Source organism: Kitasatospora sp. NPDC057198 (genome assembly GCF_042670125.1).
Taxonomy (GTDB): Bacteria; Actinomycetota; Actinomycetes; order Streptomycetales; family Streptomycetaceae; genus Kitasatospora.
This window is the reverse complement of record NZ_JBHUWH010000004.1, coordinates 1-26,941: the sequence shown is the minus strand read 5'-3', so window position 1 is coordinate 26,941 and position 26,941 is coordinate 1. Positions and strand designations below refer to the sequence as shown.

Genomic DNA, 26,941 nt, shown 5'->3' with positions numbered 1-26,941 from the left:
GGCCAGGCTAGGGGGTCGGCGCCCGGATCGCCGGACGGGACATGGACGTATCGTCAAGATCCTTGGTGGAAGCGGTAGTTCGTGGCGCCATCCGGAGTGCCGCCACTACGATCTCGTTGCCCCGTCGCCGATCCGCCCGAAGGATCCGATCGTGACCTTCCACCCCTTCGACGTCTCCGTGCCGTTCGTGCTGCTGCTCGGACTCGTCGCCCGGCTGCTCTCCTTCGCGCTGCTGCGCCGGTCCCAGCGCGCCTTCCGGGAACGGTCGTTGGCCGTGGTCGCGGGCTCGGCCGGGCCGGTGCCGGGGGCGGTGGTGACGGAGTTGGTCGCCTGTGCGGTGTTCGGGGTGCTGCTGACGGTGCTGATGCTCTTCATGGTCGGCATCGGTCAGGGGCTGCGGCTGCCGGCGGCCTTCGCCTCCCCGTCCGAGCTGCAGGATTCGCTGGACCTGAGCACGGGCGTCGCGCGGGCCGAGCTGTGGCTGGTGGCGGCGCTGGTGCTGGGCCTGTGGCTGTTCCTGGGCCGACTGGTCCGGCGCCGGCTGCTGACGGTCGGGATGCCGGGGGTGGTGGCCGCGGACGAGCGGATCCGCCGCCGGGGCCGGGTCCGGTTCTGGCTGCTGCTGGTGCTCGGGGTGGCGGTGCTGCCGCTGGGCGTGGTGCTGGCGGGGGTGGCGTTCCAGGCGGTCGCGCTGGTCTCCGCCCGTCGGCTGCCCGCGCTGACCGGGCCGGCCGCGGTGATCGTGTTCCCGCCGCGTCCCGCGCCGGTGCCCGCCGCCGCCCCGACCGTACCGGCCACCGCGCCCGTGCCCTCGCCCTCAGCCTCCCCCTCCCCCGTCCCGGCTCCTGCGGCGAACCGCGTCCCCGCCGCCGTGCCGCACCAGCCGCTGAACGGGCACGAGCCGCGCAGCATCGGCGGGTACCGGCTGCTGGGCCGGATCGGCGCGGGCGGGATGGGCACCGTGTACCTGGCGCAGCGGGAGGGGGCGGCCACCCAGGTCGCGCTGAAGACGATCAACCTGGACCTGCTGGACGACCCCGACCTGCTGCGCCGCTTCCGGCGGGAGGCCGAGGTGCTGGCGATGGTGCCGGGCGCGTACACCGCCCGGGTGCTGGACACCGGGGTGGACGCGGGCCGTCCGTTCCTGGCGATGGAACTGCTGGACGGACGGCCGCTGGACGCGCATCTGCGCGAACTCGGGCCACTGCGCTCGCCGGAGGCGCTGCGCGCGCTGGCGCTGGCACTGGCCGTGGCGCTCTCGGGCGTGCACCGGCTCGGGCTGGTCCACCGGGATCTCAAGCCCGCCAATGTCATGCTCACCTCGGCGGGGCCGCGACTGCTGGACTTCGGCATCGCCGCGCTGGTCGACGGCACCCGGCTGACCATGACCGGCGCCAACCCCGGCACGCTCACCTACATGGCGCCCGAGCAGTTCGGCGACGAGCTGGTCGGCACCGCCGCGGACGTCTGGGCCTGGGCCTGCTGCGTGGTGTGCGCGGCGCACGGCGCCAGCCCGTTCGCGGCGACCAGCACCGGCGGGGTGATCCGCCGCATCGTCGACACCGGCCCGGAGCCGTCCGCGCTGGCGGCCGTCCGCGCGCTCGACCCGGCGCTGGCCGCCGTCGTCACCCGGGCCCTCACCCCCGAACCGGCCGACCGCCCCGCCGACGGCGCGGCCCTGCTCGCGCTGCTCACCGACGCCCCGCAGGAGGACCTCCGTGAGGAGATCACCCGCGGCTGGAACACCCTGCGGCTGTGACCTGCCCCGGTGCGACCGGCCCTCTGGTACGACTGGTCGCATGATCGAACCGCCCACCGCGGCCGCCGCGTACTTCGTCATCCTGGTCGAACCGACCACCGGCCCCAGTCTGCCGGTCACCGACCACCTGCTCTCCGTCTCCGACTGCCTGACCGACCGCTACCCCTCCGACGACGCCGACCACCGCTGGTTCGCCTCCCCCGCCGAGGCCCTCGCCGCCTGCGAGGGCCCGCTGCCCCCGGACGCCCGGCTCTGCTCGCTGCGCCTGCCCGCCGACTCGGCGGCCGTCCTCACCGCCGCACTCCGCGCCGGGAACACCTACGAGCCCGTCCTGCTCCCCGACCACCCGCTGCCGCCCGCCCCGGACGGGCGGATCCTCGGCTGGGAGGTGCTCGGCCACGACATCGGCCTCATGCACACCTGGCTCTGCAACGACCTGTACGAGGACGCCGTCCGCGACCTCGCCGTCACCACCACCCCGTACGGCCTGCTCCCCGACCACCCCACCGCGGCCCGGGTCGCCGCCTGGGCCAACGCCCGCACCGACACCAAGCCGGTCACCTGGTTCGCGGCGGCGCTGGCGGTGCACGACTGACGGGGCGCGACTGACGGTGGCGGCTCCTAGGGTGCGGAAAGCACCGAGCCCCTCCCCCGCCCTGGAGAACCCCATGGGAGCCAAGACCGCCCTGCTCGCCCACGCCGACGGCGCCGTCCCCGACCTGCTCCGGCAGGTGGCGGGCACCGTCCCCGACCGGGAGCGGACGGACGCGCTCGTGGCACGGCTGTACCCGGGCTGGGCGGTCGAACCGGGTGACGAGCCGCGCGCGCTGTCCTGGTCGGTCTACCCGCCGGAAGGGCTTTCCTGCGCCGGTAGTTGGCCCGACCTGGACGTGCTGTGCGACCAGCGGTTCATGGTCGACCGCCCCTCCGAACTGCCCGCCGGGCTGATCGCGACCGCCCCGGGCCGCCGGACGGTGCTGCACGCGATGCACAGCGTGGTCGACTGGCTGGCCTTCGCCGTCTGGGAGGACGGGAAGCTGGTCCGCTCGCTGAGCCTCGCCCCGGACCACGGCGTGATCGAGGACCTCGGCGACCCCCTCCCCTTCGAACTCCCCTACTGGGCGGGCGAACACCCGGTCGAGCCGTGGCCGGACGACGACGAGGAGCCCTACCCGCTGCCGTTCCACCCGCTGGAGCTCGGCGAGGACGCCCTGCGTGCCCTGTTCGGCTTCGTCATCGAGGGCCGCGTCACCTCCGAGGACCTGGATGCGGACCGGGTGCCCCTGCTCGACTACCGGCTCGGCGACCCGGACACGGCCCGGCAGGCTGCGGCAGAGGCGGCGGAGGCGGCCGTCCGGGCCGCGGTCGCCCGGATGAGCCGGCCGAAGTCCTACCGGATCGGCCCGGACGGGCAGCTGGTCCGGACGGATCTCCTCCCCTGACCGACCCTGCCGGACCCTGACGTCCCCTGACGTCCCCTGACGCACCGTCACCTCCGGGGACGCGCCCGGACGGGCGAATTGCCCGATTCCGCCGGGTTTTTCCCTATCCTGGGCCGGTGACGCGGATCGCGGCTGTGCACGGAGTCCTCCCGACCCACCGCTACAGGCAGCGGGAGGTGGTCGGAGCGGTGGCGGCGCTGCGCCCGAACCGGCCTGAGGACGGGGGCGGGGACAGGGACGGGCGTGCCCGGGCCCTCGCGGAGCGGTTCGCGGCGGGCGCGGGCGTGGAGTTCCGGCACCTGGCGTTCCCGCTGGAGCGGTACCCGGAGCTGGACGGTTTCGGCCGGGCCAACGACGCCTGGCTGGAGGCCGCGGCCGAACTCGCCGAGCGGGCCGCCGCCGGCGTCCTGGCCGACGCGCAACTCCCCCCGGAGCAGGTCGACTTCGTCGTCTCCACCACCGTCACCGGCATCGCCGCGCCCTCCCTGGAGGCCCGGCTGGCGCCCCGGCTGGGCCTGCGTCCGGACGTCCGGCGGCTGCCGCTGTTCGGGCTGGGCTGCGCGGGCGGCGCGGCGGGCATCGCGGCGCTGGACGACCTGCTGGCGGGCCGTCCGGACGGGGTGGCGCTGCTGCTGGCCACCGAGTTGTGCTCGCTGACGCTCCAGCGCGCCGACACCTCGGCGGCGAACCTGCTGGCCACGGCCCTGTTCGGGGACGGCGCGGGCGCGCTGCTCGCGGTCGGTGACGCGGTGGAGTGCTCCGGCCCGGAGGTGGTGGCGACCCGCAGCCGGCTGTACCCGGGCACCGAGCGGCTGCTCGGCTGGGAGGTCGGCGACTCGGGCTTCCGGATCCTGCTGGGCGCCGAACTGCCGGAGTTAGTACGGCTGTTCGTGGGCGAGGAGGTGTCGTCCTTCCTGGCCGCGCACGACCTGAAGCCGGGCGACCTGACGGCCTGGGTCTGCCACCCGGGCGGGCCGCGGGTGTTGGACGCACTACAGGAGGAACTCGCCCTGCCCGAAGCCGCGTTGGCCCATAGCCGGGCCTCGCTGGCCCGCTGCGGCAACCTCTCCTCGGCGTCCGTGCTGCACATCCTGCGGGACGTGCTGGCGGCCGACCCGCCACCGCCGCCCGGCTCGTACGGGCTGGTGCTGGCGCTCGGGCCCGGCTTCGCCTCCGAACTCGTCCTCCTGCGCTGGTAGTCGCCGATGAACAGCGAAACCGCCTCCACCGCCTACACCGTCCTGATCGCACTGGTCGCCGTGGAGCGGCTGGCCGAACTGCTGGTCGCCCGCCGCAACGCGGCCTGGAGCCTGGCCCGGGGCGGGGTCGAGTACGGGCGCGGGCACTACCCGGCGATGGTGGCGCTGCACACCGCGCTGCTGCTCGGCTGCCTGCTCGAAGTACGTTATGCGCACCGGCCGTTCGTCCCGGCGCTGGGCTGGCCGATGCTGGCACTGGCACTGGGCGCGCAGGGCCTGCGCTGGTGGTGCATCCGGACGCTGGGGCCGCGCTGGAACACCCGGGTGATCGTGGTGCCGGGCCTGCCGCTGGTGAGCGGCGGCCCGTACCGGTGGCTGCGGCACCCCAACTACCTGGCGGTGGTGGTGGAGGGCTTCGCGCTGCCGCTGGTGCACACGGCCTGGGTGACGGCGTTGTGCTTCGGCGCGCTGAACGCCTGGCTGCTGGCGACCCGGCTGCGCTGCGAGGACGCCGCACTGACCCGCTGCCGGGCCGCGACGTGACCGACCCGCTGCCGGACCACGGCGTGACCGCCTTGCCGCCGGGCCGCGACGTGACCGACCCGCCGCCGGAGCACCGCATGACCGACCTACTGGTGGTCGGCGGCGGCCCGGCCGGGCTGGCCGCCGCGATCCACGCCGTCCGGGCGGGCCTGTCCGCCACCGTGCTGGAACCGCGCGCCACGCCGGTGGACAAGGCGTGCGGCGAGGGCCTGATGCCGGGCGCGGTACGGGCGTTGGAGCGCCTGGGGGTCGAGGTCGGGGGCCGCCCGTTCGCGGGCATCCGCTACCTGTCGGCGGACGGCGCCCGCACCGCGGAGGCCCGGTTCCGCACCGGCCACGGCCTGGGCGTGCGCCGCACCGAGCTGCACGCCGCGCTGGCCGCCCGAGCCGAGCAGCTCGGCGTCCAGCGCCTGGCCGTCCGCGCCGACGGGCTGGAGCTCACCGAACGGGCCGTCCGAGCGGGCGGGTTGACCGCCCGGCACCTGATCGCGGCGGACGGCCTGCACTCCCCCGTCCGGCGCGCCCTGGGCCTGCACCGGCCCGGCCCCGACCGGTACCCGGCCCGGCACGGGCAGCGGCGGCACTTCGCGGTGCGCCCGTGGAGCGACCTGGTCGAGGTGCACTGGTCGCGGCACGCGGAGGCGTACGTGACGCCGGTCGCGGACGGGACGGTCGGGGTCGCCGTACTGGGCACCGAGCGGCTCCCGTACGACCGCCAACTCGCCGCCTTCCCGGCTCTGTTGGAGCGGCTGGGCGACGCACCGGGCGGCCCGGTGCGCGGCGCGGGGCCGCTGCGGCAGCGGGCGGGCGCCCGGGTGCACGGCCGGGTGCTGCTGGTCGGCGACGCGGCGGGCTACCTGGACGCCCTCACCGGTGAGGGGGTCGCGCTGGCGCTGGCCTCCGCCGAGGCCGCCGTCCGCTGCCTGGCCGCCGGGCGCCCCGCCGGCTACGAGCGGGCCTGGCGGCGGGCCACCCGCTCCTACCGCCTGCTGACCGCCGCCCTGCTGGCCGCCCGCCACCACCCCCGGCTGGGCCCGCGCATCGTCCCGCTGGCGGCCGCGCTGCCCCCGCTCTTCGGCGCCGCGGTCAACCTGCTGGCCCGCTGAGCCGCGAGTCCGGCGGCGCCGCCGCCCTCACGGCGTCAGCCCGTCGGGGCACCGGGCCGGGAGTGCGGCACCATCGGCTGCGGGCCGGGTGACAGCACGAGCCGCGGCTCCGGTCGGACCGGGCCCGGCGCGGCCGGGCGCAGCCGCCAGCGGCCGGCCACGGTGGCCAGCGCGAGCACCGCCTCGGCCCGTCCGAAGCGGTCACCCGGGCACTTGGTCGCGCCGAACCCGAAGGGCAGGTAGCCGCCCCGGGGCGGGCCGCCGTCCGCGAACCGGTCCGGGTCGAACTCCCCCGGCCGGGGGAAGAGTTCGGGGCGGCGCTGGAGCAGGTACAGGCAGCAGACCACCAGCGCCCCGGCGGGCAGCCGGGCCCCGGCGAGTTCGGTGGGGCGGGTGGTGGTGCGGCTGATCGCCCAGGCGGGCGGGTAGAGCCGCAGCGCCTCGTCGATCACCCGTGCGGTGTGGGGCAGTTGGGGCAGGTCCTCCCAGCGGGCGGGCCGCCCGGCCAGTACGGCGTCCACTTCGGCGTGCAACTTCCGTTCCGCCTCCGGGTGTTCGGCGACCAGCCGGAGCGACCAGGCCAGCGCCGCGGAGGTGGTCTCGGCGCCGGCCAGCACCAGGGTGGCGACCTGGTCGGCGAGTTCGCGTTCGGCCAGCGGCCGCCCGTCCTCGTCGCGGGCCGCCAGCAGCAGCGCCAGCACGTCGCCGCGGTCGATCCCGCGGGCCCGGTGGTCGGCGACGATCGCGGCCACCCCGGCGTGCCAGGTGGCCAGCGCCCGGCGGTAGGTGCGCCGCGCCGGGGTGGGCAGCAGGTCGGCGGCGGGCAGCACGACCCGCAGGTAGAGGCCGCGCAGCAGCACGTCCAGGGCCGCCCGCAGGTCCTCGGCGGCCCGCGGGTGGAGCCCGGCGGAGAACAGGGTGCGGACGGCGACGGCGGTGGTGAGCCGGAACGCCTCCCGGGTGACGTCGACGGCCCGCCCCTCCCGCCACCGGGCGAGCAGCGCGGTGGTCTCGGCGGTCATCGCCTCCGCGTAGTGCGGCAGCAGCGCGGGCCGGAAGGCGGGCTGCACGATCCGGCGCAGCCGCGGGTGGTCGGCGTGCGGGCAGGACGCGAGGCCGTTCCCGAGGAAGGTCCGGATCTTGGCGTACAGCGGCCCGGTGCGGTCGTACCCCGCCCGGTCGGTGAGCACCCGGTGGACCGTCTCCGGCCCGCTGACCACGTACATCTCGCGCGGCCCGACCCGGATCCGGACCGGGTCGCCGTGCGCGGGCAGCGTGTCGAGGAAGGCGAGCGGCCGGGAGAGCAGCGCGGGCAGGTGGCCGAGCAGCGGCAGCCCGCCGGGGGCGAGGACGGGTCGGGTGGCGTGCACGGACGACCACGATACGTGGCGGGCCCGGTACCGCGGGTGACATCAACGGGACGTCGCGGGCGGGGCGCGGGACACTGGAGTCATGAGCGAGTCCGGAGACATATTCCACCCGCCGGTCGTGGTCCGCCCGCCGACCCGCGGGGCGCGGCCGTACCGGCGGGTGGAGATCTACGGACGGACGGTCGGCCGGGCGACCGGGCCCGGGGACGTGGTGGAGCTGATCCGGCACGCGGGCGTCGCCGAGCCGGACCTGGACGATCCGGACCTGGTGGCCTGGCGCGGCGGCGACCGCACGGTGTGGACGCACGGCTGAGCGCTCAGACCGCCCGGCGGTAGAGCCGGACGCCGAGCGGGGCGAAGACCGCGACGATGCCGACGTCCCAGGCCAGGGCCTGCCAGACCTGGGTGCCGAGCGGGCCGCCGATCATCAGGGTGCGGACCGCCCCGGCGGTGATGGTGACGGGCTGGTGGTTGGCGAAGACCTGGAGCCAGCCGGGCATGGTCGCGGTGGGGACGAACGCGGAGGACGCGAAGACCAGCGGGGCGAGGACGGGGAACGCGGCGGCGGTCGCGGTCTCCGGGTCGCCGACGGCGAGGCCGACCACGGCGAACACCCAGGACATCGCGAACCCGAAGGCCAGCACCAGCAGCCCGCCCGCCAGGAACGCCCACACCCCGTTGTGGATCCGGAAGCCGACCAGGAAGCCGACGCCGGTCATCAGCGCGACCACGAACACGTTCCGGACCAGGTCGGCGGTGGTGCGCCCGGAGAGCACCGCGGAGCGGGCCATCGGCAGCGAGCGGAACCGCTCCATCAGCCCGGTCTGCAGGTCGCCGGCCAGGCCGATCGCGGTGTTGACCGCGCCGAACACCACGACCTGCACGAACACGCCGGGCATCAGGTAGTCGACGTACGAGACGCCGTGCAGCGCCGCGCCGACCACCCCGCCGAACACGTAGCGGAACATCAGCACGAAGACGATCGGCTGCACCGTGGAGAAGATCAGCAGCCGGGGCACCCGGCGCAGCGCGATCAGGTTGCGCCCGGCGACGGCCAGCCCGTCCCGGACGGGGGCGAGCAGGCGGTCGGCGAGCGGCTGTTCCAGCGGGACGGTGGTCATGGCTGCGGGCTTTCGGTGCGGTGGCCGGTGAGGGCGAGGTAGACGTCGTCCAGGCTGGACTCGCGGACGGCGACGGTGCGCGGGGCGAGCCGTTCGGCCTCCAGGGCGTGCAGGACGTCCATCAGCGGCGGCGAGCCGTCCGGGCTGGGCAGCCGCAGCAGCGCGCCGTCGCGTTCGGGGCGCTGCCGCAGGCGCTCGGCGAGCAGGTCGGCGGCGCGGACGGCCCGCGGGTCCTCGCCCATGCCGAGTTCCAGGACGGTGGTGCCGAGCCGGGCCTTGAGGTTGTGCGGGGTGTCGTCGGCGACGATCCGGCCCTCGGCGAGGACGGCGACGCGCTGGGCGAGCCGGTCGGCCTCCTCCAGGTACTGGGTGGTGAGCAGGACGGTGGTGCCCTCGGCGACGAGTTCCCGGATCAGCTCCCACAGCGCGGTGCGGCTCTGCGGGTCGAGGCCGGTGGTGGGCTCGTCGAGGAACAGCACGGGCGGCGCGGGGACGAGCGCGGCGGCGACGTCGAGGCGGCGGCGCATGCCGCCGGAGTAGGTGCGCACCGGGCGGTCGGCGGCGGCCGCCAGGTCGAAGCGGTCGAGCAGTTCGGCGGCGCGCGGCTCGCGGCGGCGCCGGGGCAGCTGGGTGAGGCGGCCGATCAGCCGGAGGTTCTCCCGGGCGGTCAGGTTGGGGTCGACGGCGGCGTACTGCCCGGCGAGCCCGATCAGCCGGCGGACGGCGGCGGGGTGGGCGGCGACGTCGGTGCCGAGCACCTCGGCCCGGCCGGCGGTGGGCCGGAGGACGGTGGTGAGGATCCGGATCGTGGTGGTCTTCCCGGCGCCGTTCGGGCCGAGCAGGCCGAACACGGTGCCGGGCGGGACGGCGAAGTCGACGCCGTCCAGGGCGGTGAGGTCCTTGAAGCGCTTGCCGAGGCCCTCGACCCGGATCGCGGGCCGGGCGCCGGCGGGCTCGGTGGTCACGGGCTCGGTGCTCATGGGCGTGCCCCCTCGGGCGGGCGGTGCCCCTCCAGTGTCCGCCCGCCGGTGCCGGGTGGGCCTTCCGGGGCAACCGGGTCCCCCCTGGTGCGGAGCGGCCCGGCTCTGGAGTGGCCGGGCGGCGGGCGGCGGGAGTGGATGGTCTCCAGTGCCGCGCCGTCCCCTGGAGCCCCGATGCCCCGTACCCGTCGTGCCGCCGCCGCCGCGGTGCTGTCGCTGTCCGCCCTGTCCGCCGCGGCCTGCGCGGCGCCCGCCGACCTGAACGCCCCGCCCGCGGCGGACTCCCCCTCCGTGGCGGCGCCGTCCGCGAGCGCCGGCCCGTCGGTGTCGACGTTCGCGTCCTCGACCGGCACCCGGGTGGCGCTGGCGAGCGTGGGCAGCCTGGGCCCGGTCCTGGTGGACGCGCAGGGCCGCACCCTGTACCTGTACGGCGCCGACAACTCGGTGCACGCGAGCTGCCTGGACGAGTGCGCGAAGTCCTGGCCGCCGGTGACCACCCCGGGGTTCCCGCAGGCCGGGCCGGGCGTGGACGACGGGCTGCTGGGCGCGGCGGCGCTGCCGGACGGGACGGCCCAGGTGCTCTACAAGGGCCACCCGCTGTACCGGTACGCGGGCGACCGCGGGCCGGGCGAGGCCACCGGGCACACGGTGGCGGACCCGCACGGCACCTTCTACGCGGTGACCTCGCTGGGCGACCCGGTGGGCGTCGACATCGCGACGCTGCGCGGGGCGGGCGGCGCGGTGCCGAGCGGCGGCGCTTCGGCCGGCGCGTCGGCGGGGGCCTCGGCGGGCGCTTCGGCCCCCGCTTCGGCTGCCGCGTCGGCCCCCGCTTCGACTCCGGCGGACCCGGCCGAACCGGCGACCCCGGCGGACCCGGCGGCCCCTGCGGACCCCGGTGCCCAGGCCACCGTGCAGGCCCCGGCGTCCGGGCCCGCCGTCCAGGCCCCCGTCGAGGTGCCGGTGCAGGTGCCCCCGGCCCAGGCCCCCGCCCAGGCGCCCGCAGCCGGGGACCCGGCGGCCGACGACGGCGCGCAGGAGGGCTGAGGTGGCCGGGCCCCGCCCCGGCGGCTCGCCGGTCGTCCCGCTGCTGGCGGTGCTCGCGCCGGTGGCGGTCTCGCTGGGGCTGCTGTGGTTCGGGCGGGCGCACGTGCCCGATCCGGGGCGGAGCCTGTTCGGGGAGTCCGGCGAGGACGCGCTGCGGCTGAAGTCCTGGCTGGGTTCGGCGCTGTTCGGGCTGGCGCTGGCGCAGGTGGTGCTGGCGCTGGCGATGTACCGGCGCGGCCCGGCGGCCCGCCGGGTGCGGGTGGGGCACCGGGTGGGCGGCTGGCTGGCGTTCGCGCTGTCGCTGCCGATCGCCCAGCACTGCCTGCTGGCGTACGGGGTGCGGTTCACCGACGTCCGGGTGGGCCTGCACTCGGCGGCGGGGTGCTTCCTGTACGGGGCGTTCGCGGCGAAGGTGCTGCTGGTGCGGCACGGCGGGCTGCGCGGCTGGGTGCTGCCGGTGGCGGGCGGGGCGCTGTTCTGCGCGGTGGGGGTGCTGTGGTGGTCGGCGGCGCTGTGGTTCCTGAACGGGTACGCGGCGCCGGGGTTCTGAGGGCCCGGCGGGCGGGGTCACCGGGCCGGGCCCCGCCGGTTGTGGGCGGGCCGGGCCGGTGTTCGAGTGGGGGCAGCAGCGGTGGCCGACCCTCGCCGCCGCTCGGCCACGGCGCCCCGGCCGGGGCGCCCGAGGAGGAGTCCCCCCGATGTCCCAGCACGTGCCCTTCACCACGAACACCGCGGGCGTCCCGGTCGAGAGCGACGAGCACTCGCTGACCGCGGGCCCGGTCGGCCCGGTCCTGCTGCACGACCACTACCTGATCGAGAAGATGGCCCAGTTCAACCGGGAGCGGGTGCCGGAACGGGTCGTGCACGCCAAGGGCAGCGGCGCGTACGGCTCCTTCGAGGTGACGCACGACGTCAGCCGGTTCACCCGGGCGGACCTGTTCCAGCCGGGCAAGCGGTGCGACGTGCTGGCCCGGTTCTCCACCGTGGCGGGCGAGACGGGCTCGCCGGACACCTGGCGCGACCCGCGCGGCTTCGCGCTGAAGTTCTACACCGAGCAGGGCAACTACGACCTGGTCGGCAACAACACGCCGGTGTTCTTCGTCCGGGACCCGATCAAGTTCCAGGACTTCATCCGCTCGCAGAAGCGCCGCCCGGACAACGGGCTGCGCGACCACGACATGCAGTGGGACTTCTGGACGCTCTCGCCCGAGTCGGCGCACCAGGTGACCTGGCTGATGGGCGACCGCGGCATCCCGCGGACCTGGCGGCACATGGACGGCTTCTCCTCGCACACCTACCAGTGGGTGAACGCGGCCGGGGAGCGGTTCTGGGTGAAGTACCGCTTCCGGACCGACCAGGGCATCGAGTTCCTCACCCAGGCGGAGGCGGACCGGCTGGCGGGCGCGGACGGCGACTTCCACCGGCGCGACCTGTTCGAGGCGATCGAGCGCGGCGAGCACCCGTCCTGGACGCTGCACGTCCAGGTGATGCCGTTCGACGAGGCGTGGGACTACCGGTTCAACCCGTTCGACCTGACCAAGGTGTGGCCGTACGGCGACTACCCGCTGATCGAGGTCGGCCGGCTGACCCTGAACCGCAACCCGGAGGACCACTTCGTCCACATCGAGCAGGCCGCGTTCGAGCCGTCCAACCTGGTGCCCGGCATCGGGGTGTCGCCGGACAAGATGCTGCTGGGCCGGATCTTCTCCTACCCCGACACCCACCGGTACCGGATCGGGCCGAACTACGACCAGCTGCCGCCGAACCGGGCGCACGTGCCGGTGCACTCGTACAGCAAGGACGGCCCGATGCGCTTCGACGCGGCCCGCACCGCCCGGCCGTACGCGCCGAACTCGTACGGCGGGCCGGCCGCCGACCCGTCGCTGTGGGGCGGGGAGCTCGGCTGGGACGTCGCGGGGCGGATGGTGCGCGAGGCGTACCCCCTGCACCGGGAGGACGACGACTGGGGGCAGGCCGGGACGCTGGTGCGGGACGTGCTGGACGACGCGGCGCGCGACCGGCTGGTGGCCAACATCGCCGGGCACCTGCAGGACGGGGTGTCCGCGCCGGTGCTGGAGCGCGCCCTGCAGTACTGGCGCAACGTGGACCGGGCCCTGGGCGACCGGGTGGCCGCCGCCGTGGCCCGCTGAGGCCGCCCCCGTGGCCCGCTGAGGCCGTTGCCGTGGCCCGCTGGGGCCGCCGCCGCTCGCGCCGCTCCCCGGGGCACCGTTCCGGGGGGCGGCGGGCTGCCGCTCGTTGACAAGCGCCGCCGCCGGGCCGATCCTAAGCAAGCGCTTAGTCAGCACGTCCCGACCCCTGCGAGGTGCCCCCGATGACCACCGCCGCTCCGCCCGGAATCGACCTGGAGAGGCTGCGCGCCCACCTGGACGCCGCCCTGCCCGCGCCCGTCGCGGGGCCGCTGACGGCCCGGCTCTTCGAGGGCGGCCGGTCGAACCTCACCTACCTGGTCGAGGACGGCGCCTCCCGCTGGGTGCTGCGCCGCCCGCCGCTCGGGCACGTGCTGGCCACCGCGCACGACATGGGCCGCGAGTACCGGGTGCTGGGCGCCCTGGCGGGCACCGCCGTCCCCGTCCCCCGGCCGGTGCTGCTGGTCGAGGACACCGCGGTGATCGGCGCGCCGTTCTACCTGATGGAGTACGTCCCCGGCACCGCCCACCGGGACGCGAAGGCGCTGGCCGCCCTCGGCGAACCGCGGGTGCACGCCCTGGGGTTGCGCCTGGTGGACACCCTGGTCGCCCTGCACGCACTCGACCCGGACGCGGTCGGCCTGGCCGGTTTCGGCCGCCCCGAAGGCTTCCTGGAACGCCAACTGCGCCGCTGGGGAAAGCAGTTGGACGCCTCCCGGAGCCGCGAACTGCCGGGCGCGGACGACCTGCACCGCCGCCTCGCCGAGACCCTGCCCGCCTCCCCCGCCCCCGCCCTGGTGCACGGCGACTACCGGCTGGACAACGTCCTGGTCGACGCCGGGGACCGGATCGCGGCCGTCCTGGACTGGGAGATGTCCACCGTCGGTGACCCGCTCACCGACCTGGGCCTGCTGGTGATGTACACCGAACTCGCCCGCCGCTTCGACGGGTTGCTCCCCGGCGCGGCCCTCGCCCCCGGCTTCCCGCCCACCGCCGAACTGGTCCGCCGCTACGCGGACGCCTCCGGCCGGGACGTCTCCGGCCTCAACTGGTACGTCGCCTTCGCCTCCTTCAAGCTGGCGGTCGTCCTCGAGGGCATCCACTACCGCTACACCCGGGGCGGCACCGTCGGCGCGGGCTTCGACCGGGTCGGCGAACTCGTGCCGCTGTTCGTGGAGTTCGGCCTCGAAGCGCTGGAGGGATGACCGATGGACTTCGCCCACGACGCCCGGACCACCGAGCTGATCGCCGAACTCACCGCCTTCATGGACGAGTTCGTCTACCCCGCCGAACCGGTACTGGCCGCCCAGCTCGCCGACCCGACCCGCGAGGCGTGGTCGGTCCCGCCGGTGGTCGGCGAGTTGCGGGCCGCCGCGAAGGCCCGCGGCCTGTGGAACCTTTTCTTCACAGAAAAGCACAGCCTTCCGGGGGAGCCGGGCGCCGGCCTGACCAACCTCCAGTACGCCCCGCTGGCCGAACTCACCGGCCGCTCCGTCCTGTTGGCACCGCCCGCGCTCAACTGCGCGGCCCCCGACACCGGGAACATGGAACTGCTCGCCCAGTTCGGCACCCCCGCCCAGCGCGAACGCTGGCTGCGGCCGCTGCTCGACGGCGAGATCCGCTCCGCCTTCGCGATGACCGAACCGGACGTCGCCTCCTCGGACGCCACCAACATCACCACCCGGATCGAGCGGGACGGCGACGAGTACGTGGTCAACGGCCGCAAGTGGTACATCACCGGCGCGATGAACCCGGACTGCAAGGTCCTGATCGTGATGGGCAAGACCGACCCCGCCGCCGAGACCCACCGCCAGCAGTCCATGGTCCTCGTCCCGCGCGACACCCCGGGCGTGCAGGTGCTGCGCGGCATGCGGGTGTTCGGCTACCCCGACGACGACCACGGCGGCCACGCCGAGATCCTCTTCGAGGACGTCCGCGTCCCCGCCGCCAACCTGATCGGCGAGGAGGGCGGCGGCTTCGCCATCGCCCAGGCCCGCCTCGGCCCCGGCCGCGTCCACCACTGCATGCGCGCCCTCGGCATCGCCGAACGCGCCCTCGAACTGACCTGCCGCCGGGTCGCCTCCCGGGTGGCGTTCGGCCGTCCGCTCGCCGACCAGGGCGTCGTCCAGGACTGGATCGCCGAAGCACGCGTCCGGATCGAACAGGCCCGGCTGCTGGTGCTGAAGACCGCCTGGCTGATGGACACCGTCGGCAACCGCGGCGCCCACACCGAGATCCAGGCCATCAAGATCGCCGTCCCGTCCACCGTCGAGTGGATCCTCGACAAGGCCGTCCAGGCCCACGGCGCGGCCGGCGTCAGCCAGGACACCCCCCTCGCCCAACTCTGGGCCGGCAACCGCACCCTGCGCCTGGCGGACGGGCCCGACGAGGTCCACAAGCGCTCACTCGCCCGCCGCGAGCTGCGCAAGTACCGCTGAGCCGGGGGAGCGAGAACGGCGGGAGGCGCAATCAGGGGCCCGGGGAACGGCGGGGCCGTGCTGCTGACGGCCGGAGCCCATCGAAGTGTCCGTGCTGCTGCGTGTCTTGAACAGAACCGAAAGCCGATGCGCTGGGCGGCAGTGAACCGCCAGCAGACCGGGCCTCGCCGTTCCCCGAGCCCCTGATTTCGCCTCTCGTCGTTCTTCGCGCAGTCGGTACCGCTCTCGTTCCCGCTGTTCCTCGGCGCCGTCGTCGGGTTCCTGCTCTGGTTCCGGCGCAGCCGCCTGAACGCCGAGTTCCTCGCCCCGGGCAGCTGGCGGTACTCGGCCGGGTTCGCCGTCGGCGCCTGGTTCGTCCCGCTGGTGATGTGGTGGATCCCGCGCCGGATCGCCCTGGACATCTGGCGCGCGAGCCCGCCCGCGACCGGGGCGTGGGTGGTCGACGCCTGGTGGGCGGCGTGGGTCGGCAACGCGTTCTGCACCGTGCTCGCCCAGCAGTTCGGGGAGCGCTTCTACGGGTACACGCTGCTGGGCCAGGCGGGCTACGTCGCGGCCGCCGTCCTGGTGGTCGTGATGATCCGTCAGGTGTCCGCCCGCCAGGAGGCGGCGTTCCGGGCGTCCCGGCCAGTCGCCGTCTGACGGGCCGGCCCGGCCGGGGTCACATCGGCTGGGGTTCCAGGTCGAGGTCGACGCACCGCCGCTCGTCGAGCGCGCGGCGGTACGGGTGGTCCGGGCCGTACGCGTCCAGCGCCGTACGGGCCGCCGCGCGCAGGGCGGTCGCCTCCGGGCCGGGCCCGAGGGCGGCCGCGAGGCCCGCGGCGGCGGCCACCGTGTCGAGGTGGGCCGGGCCGTAGCGCGCGTCGAGGCCGCGGTGGGCCGTCCGGGCGAGCCCGATCGCCTCGGCCGAACCGCCTTCCGCCGCGAGCGAGTTGGCGAGGTTGAGGGTGGCGGCCAGGGTGACCGGGTGGTCGGCGCCGAGCACCTCGGCAAGGCCGTCCGCCGCCTCCCGTCCGCAGCGGACCGCCTCGGCGTGGTCGCCGCAGGCCCGGTGGTGCAGGCCGAGGTTGTTCCGGCAGACCAGGACGTGGGTGTGGCCCTCGTCGAGCAGGCGGCGGTACCCCTGGTGGGCGTCCTCGGCGACGTCCAGCGCGGCCTGGTGGCGGCCGGCGGCGGCGAAGTCGGCGGCCAGGCCGAGCAGGCAGGCCAGCACGTCGAGGTGGTCGGTGCCGAGGAGCTGCCGGTAGCGCCGGTAGGTCCGGCCGGCGAGCTCGGCGGCCTCCGCGCCGCGGCCGGTGCGGCGCAGCGAGACCGCGAGCGAGTTGGCCCAGCGGAGTTCCTCCGGCAGGTCGGCGTCGGCGAGTTCGGCGAAGACCGTGCCGATCTCCCGGAGCAGGGCGACCGCGCCTGCGTGGTCGCCGAGTTCGCGCAGGTCGCGGGCGAGGTTGCAGGAGGAGGAGATGGTGTAGGGGTGGCGTCGGCCGAGGACGGTGGCGCGGCGTTCGGCGGTGCTCCGGTCGAGGTCGCGGGCGGTGGCGGGGTCTCCGGTCATCCGGTGGCCGATGGCGAGGTTGTTGGCGGCGGTGAGGCTGCGCGGGTCGTACGGGCCGAAGAGTTCGACGAGCCGGGCGTGGGTGTCCCGGTCGATGGCGAGGGCTTCCCGGAAGCGGTTGAGGTGGCGCAGGTCGGAGGCCATCGAGGTGGCGGTCATCAGGGCGTGGGGGTGGTCCGCGCCGAGGAGTTCGCGCTGCCCGGCCAGCACGTCCCGGTTCAGGGCCAGGGCTTCGCCGTAATGTCCTTGGGAGCGCAGGACGTTGGCGAGTTGCTGGCGCAGCGTCAGGATCTGGCGGTGCCACTGGAACAGGTCGTCGGGGTCGTCCTCGTACTCGGCGCGCAGCGTCCAGCTGGCTTCGAGCTGCCGGCCGAGTCGCAGGGCCCGGTCGAGGTCGACGCGCTTCCACAGGTAGCGGACCCGGTCGATGAGCAGTTCGCGGACTTCGTGCTCGTCGCAGTCCTGCGCCCTGGAGGGTCCGAGGTGGGGCCAGATCCGGGCCAAGGCGGGCCAGTTGGCGGGGTCGTCGGTGTCGCCGCGGGCCGGGCGGGCGGCGGCCAGGACGCGGTGCACCTGGTGCATGGTCCCGCTGAGCTCCTCGTCCGTCATGCCGTCCAGCACCACGGCCCGGACCAGGCGGTGCATCTGCACGGTGTCGGCGGCGGCGTCGAAACGGACCAGGGCGTAGCGGGTGAGCAGGCCGAGCAGCGCTTCGACCCGGGCCTGGTGGGGAGGTTCCTCGCCGTACTGCCCGAGGACGGAGTACACCTCCCGGCTGTGCAGGAAGTGCTGCACGGGGATCGGCTCGGGCCCGAAGGTGGCGCACAGGCGCAGCAGCCACAGGGCGACGGGCGACTGCTCGCGCAGCCGGTCGATGGAGACCTGCCAGGTCGCGTCGAGCGCCCGCCAGGTCCCGGCGGGGCGGTCGGGTGCGGACCGGATGCCCTCGAGGGCGCGGATGGCACCGGATTCGAGCTTGCGGATGTAGGTGTCGACCGGGATGCCGGTGCTGTCCAGCCAGGCGGCGGCGACCTCGACGGCGAGCGGGAGGTCGCCGACGGCCTCGGCGACCCGTTCGGCCTCGGGGCGGGCCAGGCCGGCGACCCGGCGGGTAAGGTGATCGACGGATTCGGCGCGGTCGAACACGTCGACGTTCAGGACCTCGGCGGCACCGTTCCAGCCCTGGTTGCGGGAGGTGACCAGGACGTGGCCGGGGCCGTCGGGCAGGAAGCGGCGCACCGCCTCCGGGTCGTCGGCGTTGTCGAAGATCAGCAGCCAGTGCGGCGTGGGCTCGCCGCGTTCGAGGCGCTCCCGGACGGCCAGGGCGGCCTGGGTGGCCTCCTCCACGGTGTCGCCGACCCGGAGGCCGAAGCCCCGGGCGAGGTCGGCGAGGCTGACCACGACGTTCTCGCCCTGTTCGGCGTCGATCCACCACACCAGCTCGTAGTGCGACATGTAGCGGTGTGCGTACTCCAGCGCCAGCTGGGTCTTGCCGACGCCGCCGAGGCCGTACAGGGCCTGCGGCGGGGGCAGCACCACCGTGGTGCCGTCGGCGAGTTGGGCCCGCAGGTTCTCCAGTGTGCCGCTCCGGCCGGTGAAGGAGCGGTTGCGCTGCGGGACGTCCCAGTACCGGGGCCGTCCGCCGGGGAACCGCGGTGCGCCGGGCGGCCGTTCGGGGGCCTCGCCGGTGCGGCCGAGGGCGTGCAGCAGGGCGGTGGCGGCGGTGGGTTCGTCCCGGCCGACCAGGTCGACGGTGTGCGGGTGCGGGGTGTCGGCGATCCGGACCAGGACCAGCCGGTCGGTCCCGTCGGCCACGGTCGGCGGGCCGGCCGCCGAGACCAGGGCGAGGACGGGCCGTCCGGTGGGGTCGGCCGGCGGCGGGGCGACCCGGTAGCCGGCGGCGTGCAGCAGGGCGGTGGCCCAGTCGGACCAGGCGCGGTCCTCGGGGCGGGCGGCCAGGTGGACGGTGCGTCGGGTGACCAGCAGCAGGGGCGCGCCGCCGGAGAGGACGAAGCGTCGCGGGGTCTGGTCCGGGAGTTGGGCGCGGACCCGCTGCTCGACGTAGCGGAACAGGTCGTCGGTGCTGATCAGGCCGTCGCCGTCGTGGTCGGCGGCGCCGCGCAGTCCTTCGACCACGGCGGCCGTGAACACCGACGGGCGGTGCGCCTCGCGGCTGCGGTACTCGCTCTCGTGGCTGTACTGGAGCGCGGTGGAGGAGGTGATGACGTGCTGGGCGCGGCCGACGAACTGGGCGGCGATGTCGATGCTCGGGGTCTCGCCGCGGGTGCGCATGCCTTTGGCGAACGCCCCGCTGTAGCAGCAGTCGAACAGGGCCACGATCCGGTTGCAGGGGCTGTCCTCCATCTGGTCGGCGACGAACTCGGCGCTGACGGCGGTGGCTTCGAGCAGCGCGGGGTCGGTGTCCGAGGTGACGAAGTGCAGGCGGTTGCGGCGGTCCTTGCGGCCGTGTCCGGAGACGTGGAGCAGCAGCAGGTCGTCCCGGGCGGCCTGCTTGTAGAAGCGCTGGACGGCGGCCCGGCAGGTGGCGGCGTCGGCGTCGCGCAGCACCTCGGTGGTGAAGCCGCCGACCTCCTTCAGCACCCGTTCGAGCGCTTCGGCGTCGGCCGTCGCGCCGGGCAGTTCGGCGAAGCCGTCCCGGTAGTGCTGGTTGGTGACGATCAGCGCGCGGTCAGCCATCGGCGCGCTCGGTGCGCTCGATCGGGTCCACAGCGGGGGCGGTGCGTTCGAGGAAGGCGGCGACGGCTTCGCGCTGGGTCTGCCGGGATGCCTGGGTGATCGTCAACTCGTTTTCGCCGAGCTTGAGTTCGACGGTGCCGGAGTTCCGGCGGGCCAGCCAGTCCTGGAGCAGGGCGATCAGGGCGCGCAGGGTGGTGGCGCCGCCGGTGACGGCGACGATCAGCTGGGTGTACGAGGTCAGGTCGCCGGCCCGGGTGCCCTCGGGCGGTGCGCCGAGGGGGCGGTGGGTGACCTCGCCGACGGCGTGGAGCTCCTCCAGCAGGTACTCCATGTCGGTTTCCACGGTGTGCTCGTGCTCCGGGTCGGCGAAGTGCAGTTCGACGTCGACGCGCATCCGGTCCCCCCGGTGGTGGCAGTCCCCCGCTGATCGTGGTCAGCCTTGCACACCCCAGGCTTCCCACGACCCGCGTCCGGCAAATCCCGTCGCGCCCCCTATTACGAACTGCCGTGCGGAGGACGGCCAGTGACGGTAGGTCAGAGACCGCCGCCGAGGGTGACGCCGCCGTCGACCACCAGGGTCTGGCCGGTGATCCAGGCGGCGTCCTCGGAGAGCAGGAAGGCGACGGCTCCGGCGACGTCCTCGGGGAGGCCGAGGCGGCCGAGGGGGTAGGCGCGGGCCACCTTCTCCTCGCGGCCCTCGTAGAGGGCTTCGGCGAACTTGGTCTTGACCACGGCGGGGGCCACCGCGTTGACCCGGACGGCGGGGCCGAGTTCGGAGGCGAGCTCCATGGTGAGGCGGATCAGCGCGGCCTTGGAGACGCCGTACATGCCGATGCCGTTGGAGGCCCGGATGCCCGCGATGGAGGCGACGTTGACCACCGCGCCGCCGTGCTCGGCCATCCAGGCGGCGTGGGCGCGGCGGGTCCAGGCCAGCGGGGCCAGCACGTTGACGGCGAGGATCTTCGCGGCGGCGGCCGGGTCGGTGTCCAGCAGCGGGCCGTAGACCGGGTTGATGCCGGTGTTGTTGACCAGCAGGTCGAGGCGGCCGTAGGTCTCCATGACGCGGGCGACGGTCTCTTCCTGGTGCGCGGCGTCGTCGGACTTCCCGGCGACGGCGATCGCGTGGCCGGGGCCGCCGAGCGCCGCCGCGGCCTCGGCCAGGGTCTCCTCGGTGCGGGCGGTGAGACAGACCTTCGCCCCGCGCCGGACCAGTTCCCGGGCGATGCCGAACCCGATGCCCCGGCTCGCGCCGGTGACCACGGCCACCTTGCCCTCGAACGACACAGCCATCCTCGTACCCCGCACCTCTCGAACCGATGTGACTAAGCGCTTGCTTAGCATCTTTGCGGCGGGCCACACTGTCAACAGCCCGACCCGCCGGGCCGCGCCGGAGCCGTCTGGAAGGATTGGGCCATGACCGACCCAGCGACCGCCGCGCTCTGGCCCGGGGACGGGGAGCGCACCGAGGCCGCCCGGCGGCTGCTGCTGGCCGCCGTGGACTCCTTCGCCCGCCGCGGCTACCACGCCACCACCACCCGGGACATCGCCACCGCCGCCGGGATGAGCCCCGCCGCGCTGTACATCCACTACCCGTCGAAGGCCGCGCTGCTCGCCGAGATCTCCCGCACCGGCCACCGGGCCACCCTGGAGCTGGTGGAGCGGGCCGAGGCCGCCGGGGCGGACCCGGTGGAGCGGATGCGCGCCCTGGCCGAGTCCTTCACCGTCTGGCACGCCCGCGGCCACACCGTCGGCCGGATCGTGAACAACGAGCTGCACGCGCTGCCCGAGGAGGACTTCGCGGCCGTCGCCGAGCTGCGGATCCGGATCGAGGAGACGGTGCTGCGGATCATCGCGGACGGGGCGGCGGCGGGCCTGTTCCGCGTCCCGGACCAGCGGACCGCGGCCCGCGCCGTGACCTCGCTCGGCATCGACGTCTCGCGCTGGTACACCGAGCGCAGCAGCGAGTCGCCGGAGGAACTGGGGCGGCGCTACGGGCAGTTGGTGCTGCGGATGCTGGGCGCGCCGGACGCGCGGATCGGCGACTGAACGACACCCCGGCACTGGACCTCCAGCCTCCTTCTTGATTAGGTTAGCCTTACCTAATCAAGAAGGAGGCTCCCCGTGCTGCCCCAGCCCGCCCGCCGCCCGTCCACCGCCGAACGCGCCCGCACCCTGCTGGAGTTCGCCTCCTCCGCCGTACTGGACGTCCGCGGCGCCGACCTCACCGCCCGCCCCGGCCTGCCCCCGCAGGTCGCCTGCGCGCCGCGGCCGGACGGCTCGGTGGCGGTACTGGTCGGCCGCGAGTCGGCGCTGCACCGGATCACCGCGCTCGCCCGCGGCCCGCTCACCGCCGAACTCGACTGCGTGGACGTCGCCCCCGTCGCCGTCCCGCACCGCGTCCGCGGCCGGATCCGGGCCGACGGCCTGCTCTCCCGCGCCCCCGGCGAGAGCGCCGCCGCGCTCTTCCCGCACCACCACGGCCACGACGGCGTCCTGCTCCGACTGGAGCTCGAACACCTGGCGCTGGACGACCTGTGGGGCTCCGAGTGCTGCCTCGACCCGGACGAGGTGGCCGCCGCAGCCCCCGACCCGGTCGCCGCCGAGGAGGCCGGACTGCTCCAGCACCTGGCCGCCGCGCACGCCGACCAGCTGCTGCTGCTCGGCACCCACGCCCTGGAGCACCACCGCCCCACCGCCGACCCGCTGCGCGGAGTCCGCCCGATCGCCCTCGACCGCCACGGCCTGCGCGTCCGCCTGCTCCTCGGCGGCGGCACCCTGGACGCCCGCTTCGACTTCCACCACCCGGTCAGCCACCCGGACGACCTCCCCGAGGCGATGCACCGGCTGTTCTCCCCTGTGGGACGCTGAGCGGAGAGCACCGTCAGGGGCTCGGGGAACGGCGAGAGCCCCCGTCAGGGGCTCGGGGAACGGCGAGCCCGGGTCTGCGAGAGGTGCACTGCCGGAGCGCGCATCGGCTTCCGGTTCCCTTGAAGACACGCAGCAGCACGAACCTCCGACGGGCTCCGGCCACCAGCGGCACGGCCCCGCCGTTCCCCGGGCCCCTGGACTCAGACGGCCGGGCCCAGGATCGAGAAGTGGCCGCCCTCCGCGTCGGCGAGGCGGGCGACGCGGCCGTACGGGGAGTCGGCGGGGCCGTCCAGGACGCGGCCGCCGAGGGCGGTGGCGCGCCGGGCGGTGGCGTCGGTGTCGGCGACGGCGAAGAACACCTCCCAGTGCGGGGCGAGGTCCCGCGCGGCGCGCAGGGCGGCGACGCTGCGGTCCTCGGAGCGCAGGACGACGCGCTCGTGCTCGTAGCGGACCTCGAAGCGGGCCGGGTCGCGGTCGTCCCAGCGGAACACCTCGCCGTAGAACAGCGCGGCCGCGAACGGGTCGGCGGTGCGCAGTTCGATCCAGGAGGGGGCGCCGGGGCGGGCGGTCCAGGGGGCCTCGCCGGGGTCGGCGTCGACGGGTTCGCCCTGCCAGATGCCGAAGGTAGCGCCGAAGGGGTCGGCAGCCAGCGCGACCCGGCCGGCGTCGAAGGCGAGCGGGCCGACGGCGAGGGTGCCGCCGCGTTCGCGGACGCCGTCGGCGGCGCGGTCGGCGTTCTCGGCGCCGAAGTAGGTGGTCCAGGCGACCGGGCGCTCCCAGTCGGAGCTGAGCGCGCTCAGCCCGGCGACCTCGACGCCGTCGACGACCGCGCGCAGGTACGGGCCCCAGCGGTCCGGGCCGGGGACGAACTCCCAGCCCAGCAGCGGGCCGTAGAAGCCCTGCGCGGTCGGGAGGTCACGTGCGGTCAGGCCGACCCAGCACGGCACCGCGGGCACGCAGCGCACCGTGGCCGTTCGCTCCACCATCCCGCGGGCTCCCTTCGACGCTCCGCCGGCCGGACGGCCGGACCCGCCCCAGCCTAGGCCGAGGGCCGCGCCGGATCGTGGTCCGCCTCGCGGGCGAATCCCGGCCGGAGCGGGGCGGCGACCGGCGCGGGTCCCCCGATCGGACGCGTACGGGTGCCATCGTCGGGCAGGACGGTTAGGTCCTGTCCGGTCGGTCTTGTCGGATCGGCGCGCGGCGTCAAGCGCCCGGCAAGATCGGCCGGACAGGGCCTACGTGGGAGCACCGCTGTGGGAAGGACGTGAGGCATGGACACCGGGATCGTGATCGTCGGGGCGAGCCTGGCCGGGGCGAAGGCCGCCGAGGCGCTGCGCGCGGAGGGCTACCGGGGGCCGGTCACCCTGGTCGGCGACGAGGCGGAGCGGCCGTACGAGCGGCCGCCGCTGTCCAAGGGGTACCTGCTGGGCAAGGAGGAGAAGGAGAAGGTCTACGTCCACCCGGCCGACTGGTACGAGCAGCACGAGGTGGTGCTGCGGCTGGGCACGGCGGCCACCGCGGTCGACCCGGCGGGGCACACCGTGACGCTGGAGGGCGGCGAGCGGCTGCCGTTCTCGAAGCTGCTGCTGGCGACCGGTTCGGCGCCGCGCACGCTGCCGGTGCCGGGCGGCGACGGGGACTTCGTGCGGACGCTGCGCCGGCTCGGCGACAGCGAGCAGCTGCGGGCCGCGTTCCGCCCCGGCGCCCGGGTGGTGGTGGTCGGCGCGGGCTGGATCGGCCTGGAGGCGGCGGCCGCGGCCCGCACCGCCGGGGCGGAGGTGACGGTGCTGGAGGCGGCCGAGCTGCCGCTGCTGCGGGTGCTGGGCCGGGAGGCCGCGCAGGTCTTCGCCGACCTGCACCGGGCGCACGGCGTCGACCTGCGCTTCGGCGTGCGGGTGGAGGAGCTGCGGGCGGACGGGGTGCGGCTGGGCGACGGCAGCACCGTCCCGGCGGACGTGCTGCTGGTGGGCGTCGGCATCTCGCCGAACACGGCGCTGGCCGAGCACGCGGGCCTGACCGTCGACAACGGGGTGCGCACCGACCAGCACCTGGCCACCTCGCACCCGGACGTGTTCGCGGCGGGCGACGTGGCGAACGCCTTCCACCCGCTGTTCGGCAAGCCGATCCGGGTCGAGCACTGGGCGAACGCGCTGAACCAGCCCGCGGTGGCGGCCGCCTCGATGCTCGGCAAGGCGGCCGTGTACGACCGCGTCCCGTACTTCTTCACCGACCAGTACGACCTGGGCATGGAGTACACCGGCTACGCGGAGCCCGGCGGCTACGACCGGGTGGTGTTCCGGGGCGACGTCGCCGGGCGGGAGTTCATCGCGTTCTGGCTCTCCGGCGGGAAGGTGCTGGCCGGGATGAACGTCAACGTATGGGACGTCACCGACCCGATCCGCGAACTGGTCCGCTCCGGGCGGGCGGTGGACGCGGAGCGGCTGGCCGACCCGGCGGTGCCGCTGGACGAGCTCTGACGGCCGCGGCGGGCGCGGTCAGGTCACGTTCCGCCACATCAGCGGGGCCATCGGGTCGCCGGTGGGGCGGGTCGTCTCGTCGTGCGCCTTGGTGAGCAGTTGCATGGCGAGGTCGTTGAGGGCGCGGGCCCCGGCGACCTCCTCGCCGACCCGCAGCTGCGGGCGGTCGGCGCGGTGCCGGGTCGCGCTCCCGTGCCCGCGCACTTCCGTGCCGTCGGAGAGGCGGACCAGCGCGGCGGCCCTGGTGTGGTCGCCGTCCTCCTGGAACTCCATCTCGATGTGCCATCCGACCAGCGTCCTCATCATGGCCGCCACCTCCCGGGTGCGTGCAGGGTGTTCGGTCCGGTCCGGTCCCTTCCAGGGTGCGACGCCGGGGGCGGGGCGGCCAGGCGGGGGCCGGACAGGGGCCGGACGGCGGCCGGGCGGCGGCCGGGCGGGGCCGGTCTCAGCAGCGGCTGAGGCCGGTCCGCTCGACGTCGATCGGGGGTTCGCCGACGGTCTCGGCGGCCGGTTCGGGCTGCTCGGCCGGTTCGGGGCGCTCGCACGCCTCGCGGCCGGTCCCGGTGTGCACCACCCGGACCGGGTGGCGGGGGTCCTCCTGGTGGACGACCTGCTGCGGTCGGCCGCAGCGCGGGCAGAGCAGGGGCATCTGGTTCATCAGCGCTGTCCACGCGCCCCGCGGCGGGCAGCTCCCCGGGCCCGCGTGGGCCTCCTCACTACTTCCAGTGTGCCTCGGGCGCCGCGGGGACGGTGACCAGCACCGACGCCCCGGAGCGGACCTCGAAGCGGGCGATCGCCGACGGGGGCAGCCCGCTGCCGCCCGTGGTGCGCAGCCCGGTGGTGGCGCCGTAGCCGGTGGGCGGGACGGTCCAGCTGGTGACGGTCTGCCGGGTGCCGTCGGTGCCGACGGCCACCAGTTCGCAGGTCTGCGGGCCGGGGACGCGGCCCAGGTCGAGGGTGATCCGGCTGCCCCAGGCGGCGGGGTCGACGCCGACCGTGGCGGACACCCCGGTGGCCGGGTCGGTGGCGCTGAACTGCTGGGCTACGGAGGCCACTTGGCCGCTGTCGACGACCGCCCAGGTGATCGCCGGACCGCCCAGGGCGAGGATCGCCGCGACGGCGGCCAGCACCAGCCGCCGCACCTTGGCGCGCCGCCGCTCGGCGGAGACCCGGCCGAGCAGCCGCTCCTCGCCGCCGGGCTGCGCGGGTCCCACCGGTTCCGGGGGCGCGTCGGCGGCGAGTTCGGCGAGCAGCGCGGTGGTCGGGGCGAGTTCGGCCGCCTCGGCGGTGCAGCGCGGGCAGTGCGCGAGGTGCTCGGCGAAGCGGGCCGCGCGCTCGGGTTCGAGCACGCCGAGCAGGTGCGCGCCGAGATCGGCGTGCGGGTCCTCGTACGGGCCCTCGTACGGGCCCTCGTACGGGCCGTCGTACGGGCCGTCGTGCGGTTCGCGGGGTGCGGTCATGGGGTCACGCCCCGTTCCTCCAGGGCGAGCCGCAGGGCTCGCAGGGCGTAGTGCAGGCGGGAGCGGACGGTGCCGGGCGGGACGCCGAGGACGGCGGCGGCCTCGGTGGCGGTGCGGCCGCGCAGGTAGGTCTCGGTGATCGCGGCGCGGTGCGCGGCGGACAGCGCGCCGAGCGCGTCGGTGAGCGTCATCAGCCGCAGGGCGCGGTCGAGTTCGTCCTCGGCGGCGGGGGCGGCCGGGTCCGGGAGGCGGTCGAGGGCGCTCTCCGGCACCTCGCGGGGGCGGGCGCGTTCGCCGCGGCGGCCGTCGATGACGATCCGGCGGGCGACGGTGGCCAGCCAGGGCCGCAGGCTGCCGCGGTCCGGGTCGAGCCGGTCGAGGTGGCGCCAGGCGCGCACCAGGGTCTCCTGGACGACGTCCTCGGCGCGCTGCCGGTCGCCGCCGACCAGGTGCAGCACCATGCCGTACAGCGGGCCGGCGTGCTCCCGGTACAGCGCGCGCATCAGCCGGTCCTCGGCGGCGGGACGTCCGGTGCGGCGGGGGGCGGTGTCGCGGGGGCCGGGGGTGCGCGGGGGCTCGGCCACGGCGCCATCCTCGCGCGCGGGGCGCGCGGCGGCGATCGGGCGCGGCGGGTCCGGCGGGTCCGGCGGGTCCGGCGGGTCCGGCGGGCGGGGGGCGCGGGACGGGCCGGGGGTCTCAAGTCCCGGGCGGCTCGTGTCGATAACCGTGACGGGGGTGCGG

At 75.6% G+C, this 26,941-nt stretch carries 27 protein-coding genes; 16 read left to right on the top strand and 11 right to left on the bottom strand.

All coding sequences use genetic code 11. The features are described from left to right. Positions 1–151 precede the first annotated feature (151 nt). From ACFUEL_RS01010 to ACFUEL_RS00985, 6 genes are all read left to right on the top strand, one after another. A complete protein-coding gene (locus ACFUEL_RS01010; protein WP_380233746.1) occupies positions 152–1,759 on the top strand; it encodes a serine/threonine-protein kinase in 1,608 nt (535 codons plus the stop codon). A 40-nt stretch (positions 1,760–1,799) separates the two neighbouring features. Continuing rightward, the gene (locus tag ACFUEL_RS01005) at positions 1,800–2,354 is read left to right on the top strand and encodes a hypothetical protein (RefSeq protein ID WP_380233745.1); all 555 of its coding nucleotides are present in this window, start codon (positions 1,800–1,802) and stop codon (positions 2,352–2,354) included. Between the two features lie 73 nt (positions 2,355–2,427). Next, entirely contained in the window at positions 2,428–3,201 is a 774-nt protein-coding gene (locus ACFUEL_RS01000; protein ID WP_380233744.1) for a DUF6928 family protein, read from the top strand. 116 nt (positions 3,202–3,317) lie between these two features. Then, positions 3,318–4,400 carry a type III polyketide synthase gene (locus ACFUEL_RS00995; RefSeq protein ID WP_380233743.1) on the top strand — a complete coding sequence of 361 codons (1,083 nt, stop codon included), beginning with the start codon at positions 3,318–3,320 and terminating at the stop codon, positions 4,398–4,400. A gap of 6 nt (positions 4,401–4,406) precedes the next feature. Beyond that, positions 4,407–4,943, top strand: a complete 537-nt coding sequence (locus ACFUEL_RS00990) for an isoprenylcysteine carboxyl methyltransferase family protein (protein WP_380233742.1) — start codon at positions 4,407–4,409, stop codon at positions 4,941–4,943. A 77-nt stretch (positions 4,944–5,020) separates the two neighbouring features. Then, positions 5,021–6,049 (top strand): NAD(P)/FAD-dependent oxidoreductase, encoded by a 1,029-nt coding sequence (locus ACFUEL_RS00985; protein ID WP_380233741.1) that lies wholly within the window; start codon positions 5,021–5,023, stop codon positions 6,047–6,049. A 35-nt stretch (positions 6,050–6,084) separates the two neighbouring features. Here the strand turns inward: ACFUEL_RS00985 and ACFUEL_RS00980 are convergent, their stop codons facing one another. Further along, complete coding sequence (locus ACFUEL_RS00980; RefSeq protein WP_380233740.1) at positions 6,085–7,419, bottom strand: cytochrome P450; 1,335 nt, start codon at positions 7,417–7,419, stop codon at positions 6,085–6,087. An 82-nt stretch (positions 7,420–7,501) separates the two neighbouring features. On the opposite strand from ACFUEL_RS00980, the gene ACFUEL_RS00975 reads away from it, so the two are divergent. Then, complete coding sequence (locus ACFUEL_RS00975; RefSeq protein ID WP_380233739.1) at positions 7,502–7,732, top strand: hypothetical protein; 231 nt, start codon at positions 7,502–7,504, stop codon at positions 7,730–7,732. Between the two features lie 4 nt (positions 7,733–7,736). Here the strand turns inward: ACFUEL_RS00975 and ACFUEL_RS00970 are convergent, their stop codons facing one another. After that, positions 7,737–8,540, bottom strand: coding sequence for an ABC transporter permease (locus tag ACFUEL_RS00970; RefSeq protein WP_380233738.1), 804 nt, complete (start codon positions 8,538–8,540; stop codon positions 7,737–7,739). Then, positions 8,537–9,520 carry an ATP-binding cassette domain-containing protein gene (locus ACFUEL_RS00965; RefSeq protein ID WP_380233737.1) on the bottom strand — a complete coding sequence of 328 codons (984 nt, stop codon included), beginning with the start codon at positions 9,518–9,520 and terminating at the stop codon, positions 8,537–8,539. Before ACFUEL_RS00965 ends, ACFUEL_RS00970 begins: the two co-directional genes overlap by 4 nt. Before the next feature lie 174 nt (positions 9,521–9,694). On the opposite strand from ACFUEL_RS00965, the gene ACFUEL_RS00960 reads away from it, so the two are divergent. The 6 genes from ACFUEL_RS00960 (at position 9,695) to ACFUEL_RS00935 (ending at position 15,788) form a co-directional block, all read left to right on the top strand. Next, entirely contained in the window at positions 9,695–10,564 is an 870-nt protein-coding gene (locus ACFUEL_RS00960) for a hypothetical protein (RefSeq protein WP_380233736.1), read from the top strand. A gap of 1 nt (position 10,565) precedes the next feature. Further along, the gene (locus tag ACFUEL_RS00955; RefSeq protein WP_380233735.1) at positions 10,566–11,114 is read left to right on the top strand and encodes a DUF6529 family protein; all 549 of its coding nucleotides are present in this window, start codon (positions 10,566–10,568) and stop codon (positions 11,112–11,114) included. Between the two features lie 148 nt (positions 11,115–11,262). Further along, positions 11,263–12,714: a catalase gene (locus ACFUEL_RS00950; protein ID WP_380233734.1), complete on the top strand. Its 1,452-nt coding sequence runs from the start codon at positions 11,263–11,265 to the stop codon at positions 12,712–12,714. Positions 12,715–12,896: 182 nt separating this feature from the next. Continuing rightward, positions 12,897–13,916 carry a phosphotransferase family protein gene (locus tag ACFUEL_RS00945; protein WP_380233733.1) on the top strand — a complete coding sequence of 340 codons (1,020 nt, stop codon included), beginning with the start codon at positions 12,897–12,899 and terminating at the stop codon, positions 13,914–13,916. 3 nt (positions 13,917–13,919) lie between these two features. After that, complete coding sequence (locus tag ACFUEL_RS00940) at positions 13,920–15,149, top strand: acyl-CoA dehydrogenase family protein (protein WP_380233732.1); 1,230 nt, start codon at positions 13,920–13,922, stop codon at positions 15,147–15,149. Between the two features lie 234 nt (positions 15,150–15,383). Next, a complete protein-coding gene (locus ACFUEL_RS00935) occupies positions 15,384–15,788 on the top strand; it encodes a DUF4328 domain-containing protein (RefSeq protein ID WP_380233779.1) in 405 nt (134 codons plus the stop codon). A gap of 19 nt (positions 15,789–15,807) precedes the next feature. On the opposite strand, the gene fxsT is transcribed toward ACFUEL_RS00935, so the two are convergent. The 3 genes from fxsT to ACFUEL_RS00920 form a co-directional block, all read right to left on the bottom strand. After that, complete coding sequence (gene fxsT / locus ACFUEL_RS00930) at positions 15,808–19,395, bottom strand: FxSxx-COOH system tetratricopeptide repeat protein (RefSeq protein WP_380233731.1); 3,588 nt, start codon at positions 19,393–19,395, stop codon at positions 15,808–15,810. Then, positions 19,388–19,789: a hypothetical protein gene (locus tag ACFUEL_RS00925; protein WP_380233730.1), complete on the bottom strand. Its 402-nt coding sequence runs from the start codon at positions 19,787–19,789 to the stop codon at positions 19,388–19,390. The genes fxsT and ACFUEL_RS00925 overlap by 8 nt, the downstream gene beginning before the upstream one ends. Positions 19,790–19,929: 140 nt before the next feature. Further along, positions 19,930–20,685 (bottom strand): SDR family oxidoreductase, encoded by a 756-nt coding sequence (locus ACFUEL_RS00920; RefSeq protein WP_380233729.1) that lies wholly within the window; start codon positions 20,683–20,685, stop codon positions 19,930–19,932. Positions 20,686–20,808: 123 nt separating this feature from the next. On the opposite strand from ACFUEL_RS00920, the gene ACFUEL_RS00915 reads away from it, so the two are divergent. Both ACFUEL_RS00915 and ACFUEL_RS00910 read left to right on the top strand, forming a co-directional pair. Continuing rightward, positions 20,809–21,441 (top strand): TetR/AcrR family transcriptional regulator, encoded by a 633-nt coding sequence (locus ACFUEL_RS00915; protein WP_380233728.1) that lies wholly within the window; start codon positions 20,809–20,811, stop codon positions 21,439–21,441. Between the two features lie 75 nt (positions 21,442–21,516). Continuing rightward, positions 21,517–22,263: a DUF2470 domain-containing protein gene (locus ACFUEL_RS00910; RefSeq protein WP_380233727.1), complete on the top strand. Its 747-nt coding sequence runs from the start codon at positions 21,517–21,519 to the stop codon at positions 22,261–22,263. Positions 22,264–22,463: 200 nt separating this feature from the next. Here ACFUEL_RS00910 and ACFUEL_RS00905 read toward each other — a convergent pair whose 3' ends face one another. Then, complete coding sequence (locus ACFUEL_RS00905; protein WP_380233726.1) at positions 22,464–23,249, bottom strand: VOC family protein; 786 nt, start codon at positions 23,247–23,249, stop codon at positions 22,464–22,466. Between the two features lie 285 nt (positions 23,250–23,534). Between ACFUEL_RS00905 and ACFUEL_RS00900 the strand changes: the two genes are divergently transcribed. Continuing rightward, positions 23,535–24,740 carry an NAD(P)/FAD-dependent oxidoreductase gene (locus ACFUEL_RS00900; RefSeq protein ID WP_380233725.1) on the top strand — a complete coding sequence of 402 codons (1,206 nt, stop codon included), beginning with the start codon at positions 23,535–23,537 and terminating at the stop codon, positions 24,738–24,740. Positions 24,741–24,758: 18 nt separating this feature from the next. Here the strand turns inward: ACFUEL_RS00900 and ACFUEL_RS00895 are convergent, their stop codons facing one another. From ACFUEL_RS00895 to ACFUEL_RS00880, 4 genes are all read right to left on the bottom strand, one after another. Then, the gene (locus ACFUEL_RS00895; protein WP_380233724.1) at positions 24,759–25,046 is read right to left on the bottom strand and encodes a DUF1876 domain-containing protein; all 288 of its coding nucleotides are present in this window, start codon (positions 25,044–25,046) and stop codon (positions 24,759–24,761) included. Between the two features lie 139 nt (positions 25,047–25,185). After that, positions 25,186–25,398, bottom strand: coding sequence for a hypothetical protein (locus tag ACFUEL_RS00890; RefSeq protein ID WP_380233723.1), 213 nt, complete (start codon positions 25,396–25,398; stop codon positions 25,186–25,188). A gap of 58 nt (positions 25,399–25,456) precedes the next feature. Next, positions 25,457–26,200, bottom strand: coding sequence for an anti-sigma factor family protein (locus tag ACFUEL_RS00885; RefSeq protein ID WP_380233721.1), 744 nt, complete (start codon positions 26,198–26,200; stop codon positions 25,457–25,459). Then, positions 26,197–26,703: a sigma-70 family RNA polymerase sigma factor gene (locus tag ACFUEL_RS00880; protein WP_380233778.1), complete on the bottom strand. Its 507-nt coding sequence runs from the start codon at positions 26,701–26,703 to the stop codon at positions 26,197–26,199. The genes ACFUEL_RS00885 and ACFUEL_RS00880 overlap by 4 nt, the downstream gene beginning before the upstream one ends. Positions 26,704–26,941: the final 238 nt, after the last annotated feature.

Excerpts from the sequence above, each read along its gene's own strand:
- ACFUEL_RS01005 (WP_380233745.1), top strand. The coding sequence starts at position 1,800 with ATGATCGAACCGCCCACCGCGGCCGCCGCGTACTTCGTCATCCTGGTC.
- ACFUEL_RS01000 (WP_380233744.1), top strand. The coding sequence starts at position 2,428 with ATGGGAGCCAAGACCGCCCTGCTCGCCCACGCCGACGGCGCCGTCCCC.
- ACFUEL_RS00990 (WP_380233742.1), top strand. The coding sequence starts at position 4,407 with ATGAACAGCGAAACCGCCTCCACCGCCTACACCGTCCTGATCGCACTG.
- ACFUEL_RS00985 (WP_380233741.1), top strand. The coding sequence starts at position 5,021 with ATGACCGACCTACTGGTGGTCGGCGGCGGCCCGGCCGGGCTGGCCGCC.
- ACFUEL_RS00975 (WP_380233739.1), top strand. The coding sequence starts at position 7,502 with ATGAGCGAGTCCGGAGACATATTCCACCCGCCGGTCGTGGTCCGCCCG.
- ACFUEL_RS00970 (WP_380233738.1), bottom strand. The coding sequence starts at position 8,540 with ATGACCACCGTCCCGCTGGAACAGCCGCTCGCCGACCGCCTGCTCGCC.
- ACFUEL_RS00965 (WP_380233737.1), bottom strand. The coding sequence starts at position 9,520 with ATGAGCACCGAGCCCGTGACCACCGAGCCCGCCGGCGCCCGGCCCGCG.
- ACFUEL_RS00960 (WP_380233736.1), top strand. The coding sequence starts at position 9,695 with ATGCCCCGTACCCGTCGTGCCGCCGCCGCCGCGGTGCTGTCGCTGTCC.
- ACFUEL_RS00950 (WP_380233734.1), top strand. The coding sequence starts at position 11,263 with ATGTCCCAGCACGTGCCCTTCACCACGAACACCGCGGGCGTCCCGGTC.
- ACFUEL_RS00945 (WP_380233733.1), top strand. The coding sequence starts at position 12,897 with ATGACCACCGCCGCTCCGCCCGGAATCGACCTGGAGAGGCTGCGCGCC.
- ACFUEL_RS00940 (WP_380233732.1), top strand. The coding sequence starts at position 13,920 with ATGGACTTCGCCCACGACGCCCGGACCACCGAGCTGATCGCCGAACTC.
- fxsT (WP_380233731.1), bottom strand. The coding sequence starts at position 19,395 with ATGGCTGACCGCGCGCTGATCGTCACCAACCAGCACTACCGGGACGGC.
- ACFUEL_RS00925 (WP_380233730.1), bottom strand. The coding sequence starts at position 19,789 with ATGCGCGTCGACGTCGAACTGCACTTCGCCGACCCGGAGCACGAGCAC.
- ACFUEL_RS00920 (WP_380233729.1), bottom strand. The coding sequence starts at position 20,685 with ATGGCTGTGTCGTTCGAGGGCAAGGTGGCCGTGGTCACCGGCGCGAGC.
- ACFUEL_RS00915 (WP_380233728.1), top strand. The coding sequence starts at position 20,809 with ATGACCGACCCAGCGACCGCCGCGCTCTGGCCCGGGGACGGGGAGCGC.
- ACFUEL_RS00905 (WP_380233726.1), bottom strand. The coding sequence starts at position 23,249 with ATGGTGGAGCGAACGGCCACGGTGCGCTGCGTGCCCGCGGTGCCGTGC.
- ACFUEL_RS00900 (WP_380233725.1), top strand. The coding sequence starts at position 23,535 with ATGGACACCGGGATCGTGATCGTCGGGGCGAGCCTGGCCGGGGCGAAG.
- ACFUEL_RS00895 (WP_380233724.1), bottom strand. The coding sequence starts at position 25,046 with ATGATGAGGACGCTGGTCGGATGGCACATCGAGATGGAGTTCCAGGAG.
- ACFUEL_RS00890 (WP_380233723.1), bottom strand. The coding sequence starts at position 25,398 with ATGAACCAGATGCCCCTGCTCTGCCCGCGCTGCGGCCGACCGCAGCAG.
- ACFUEL_RS00885 (WP_380233721.1), bottom strand. The coding sequence starts at position 26,200 with ATGACCGCACCCCGCGAACCGCACGACGGCCCGTACGACGGCCCGTAC.
- ACFUEL_RS00880 (WP_380233778.1), bottom strand. The coding sequence starts at position 26,703 with ATGCGCGCGCTGTACCGGGAGCACGCCGGCCCGCTGTACGGCATGGTG.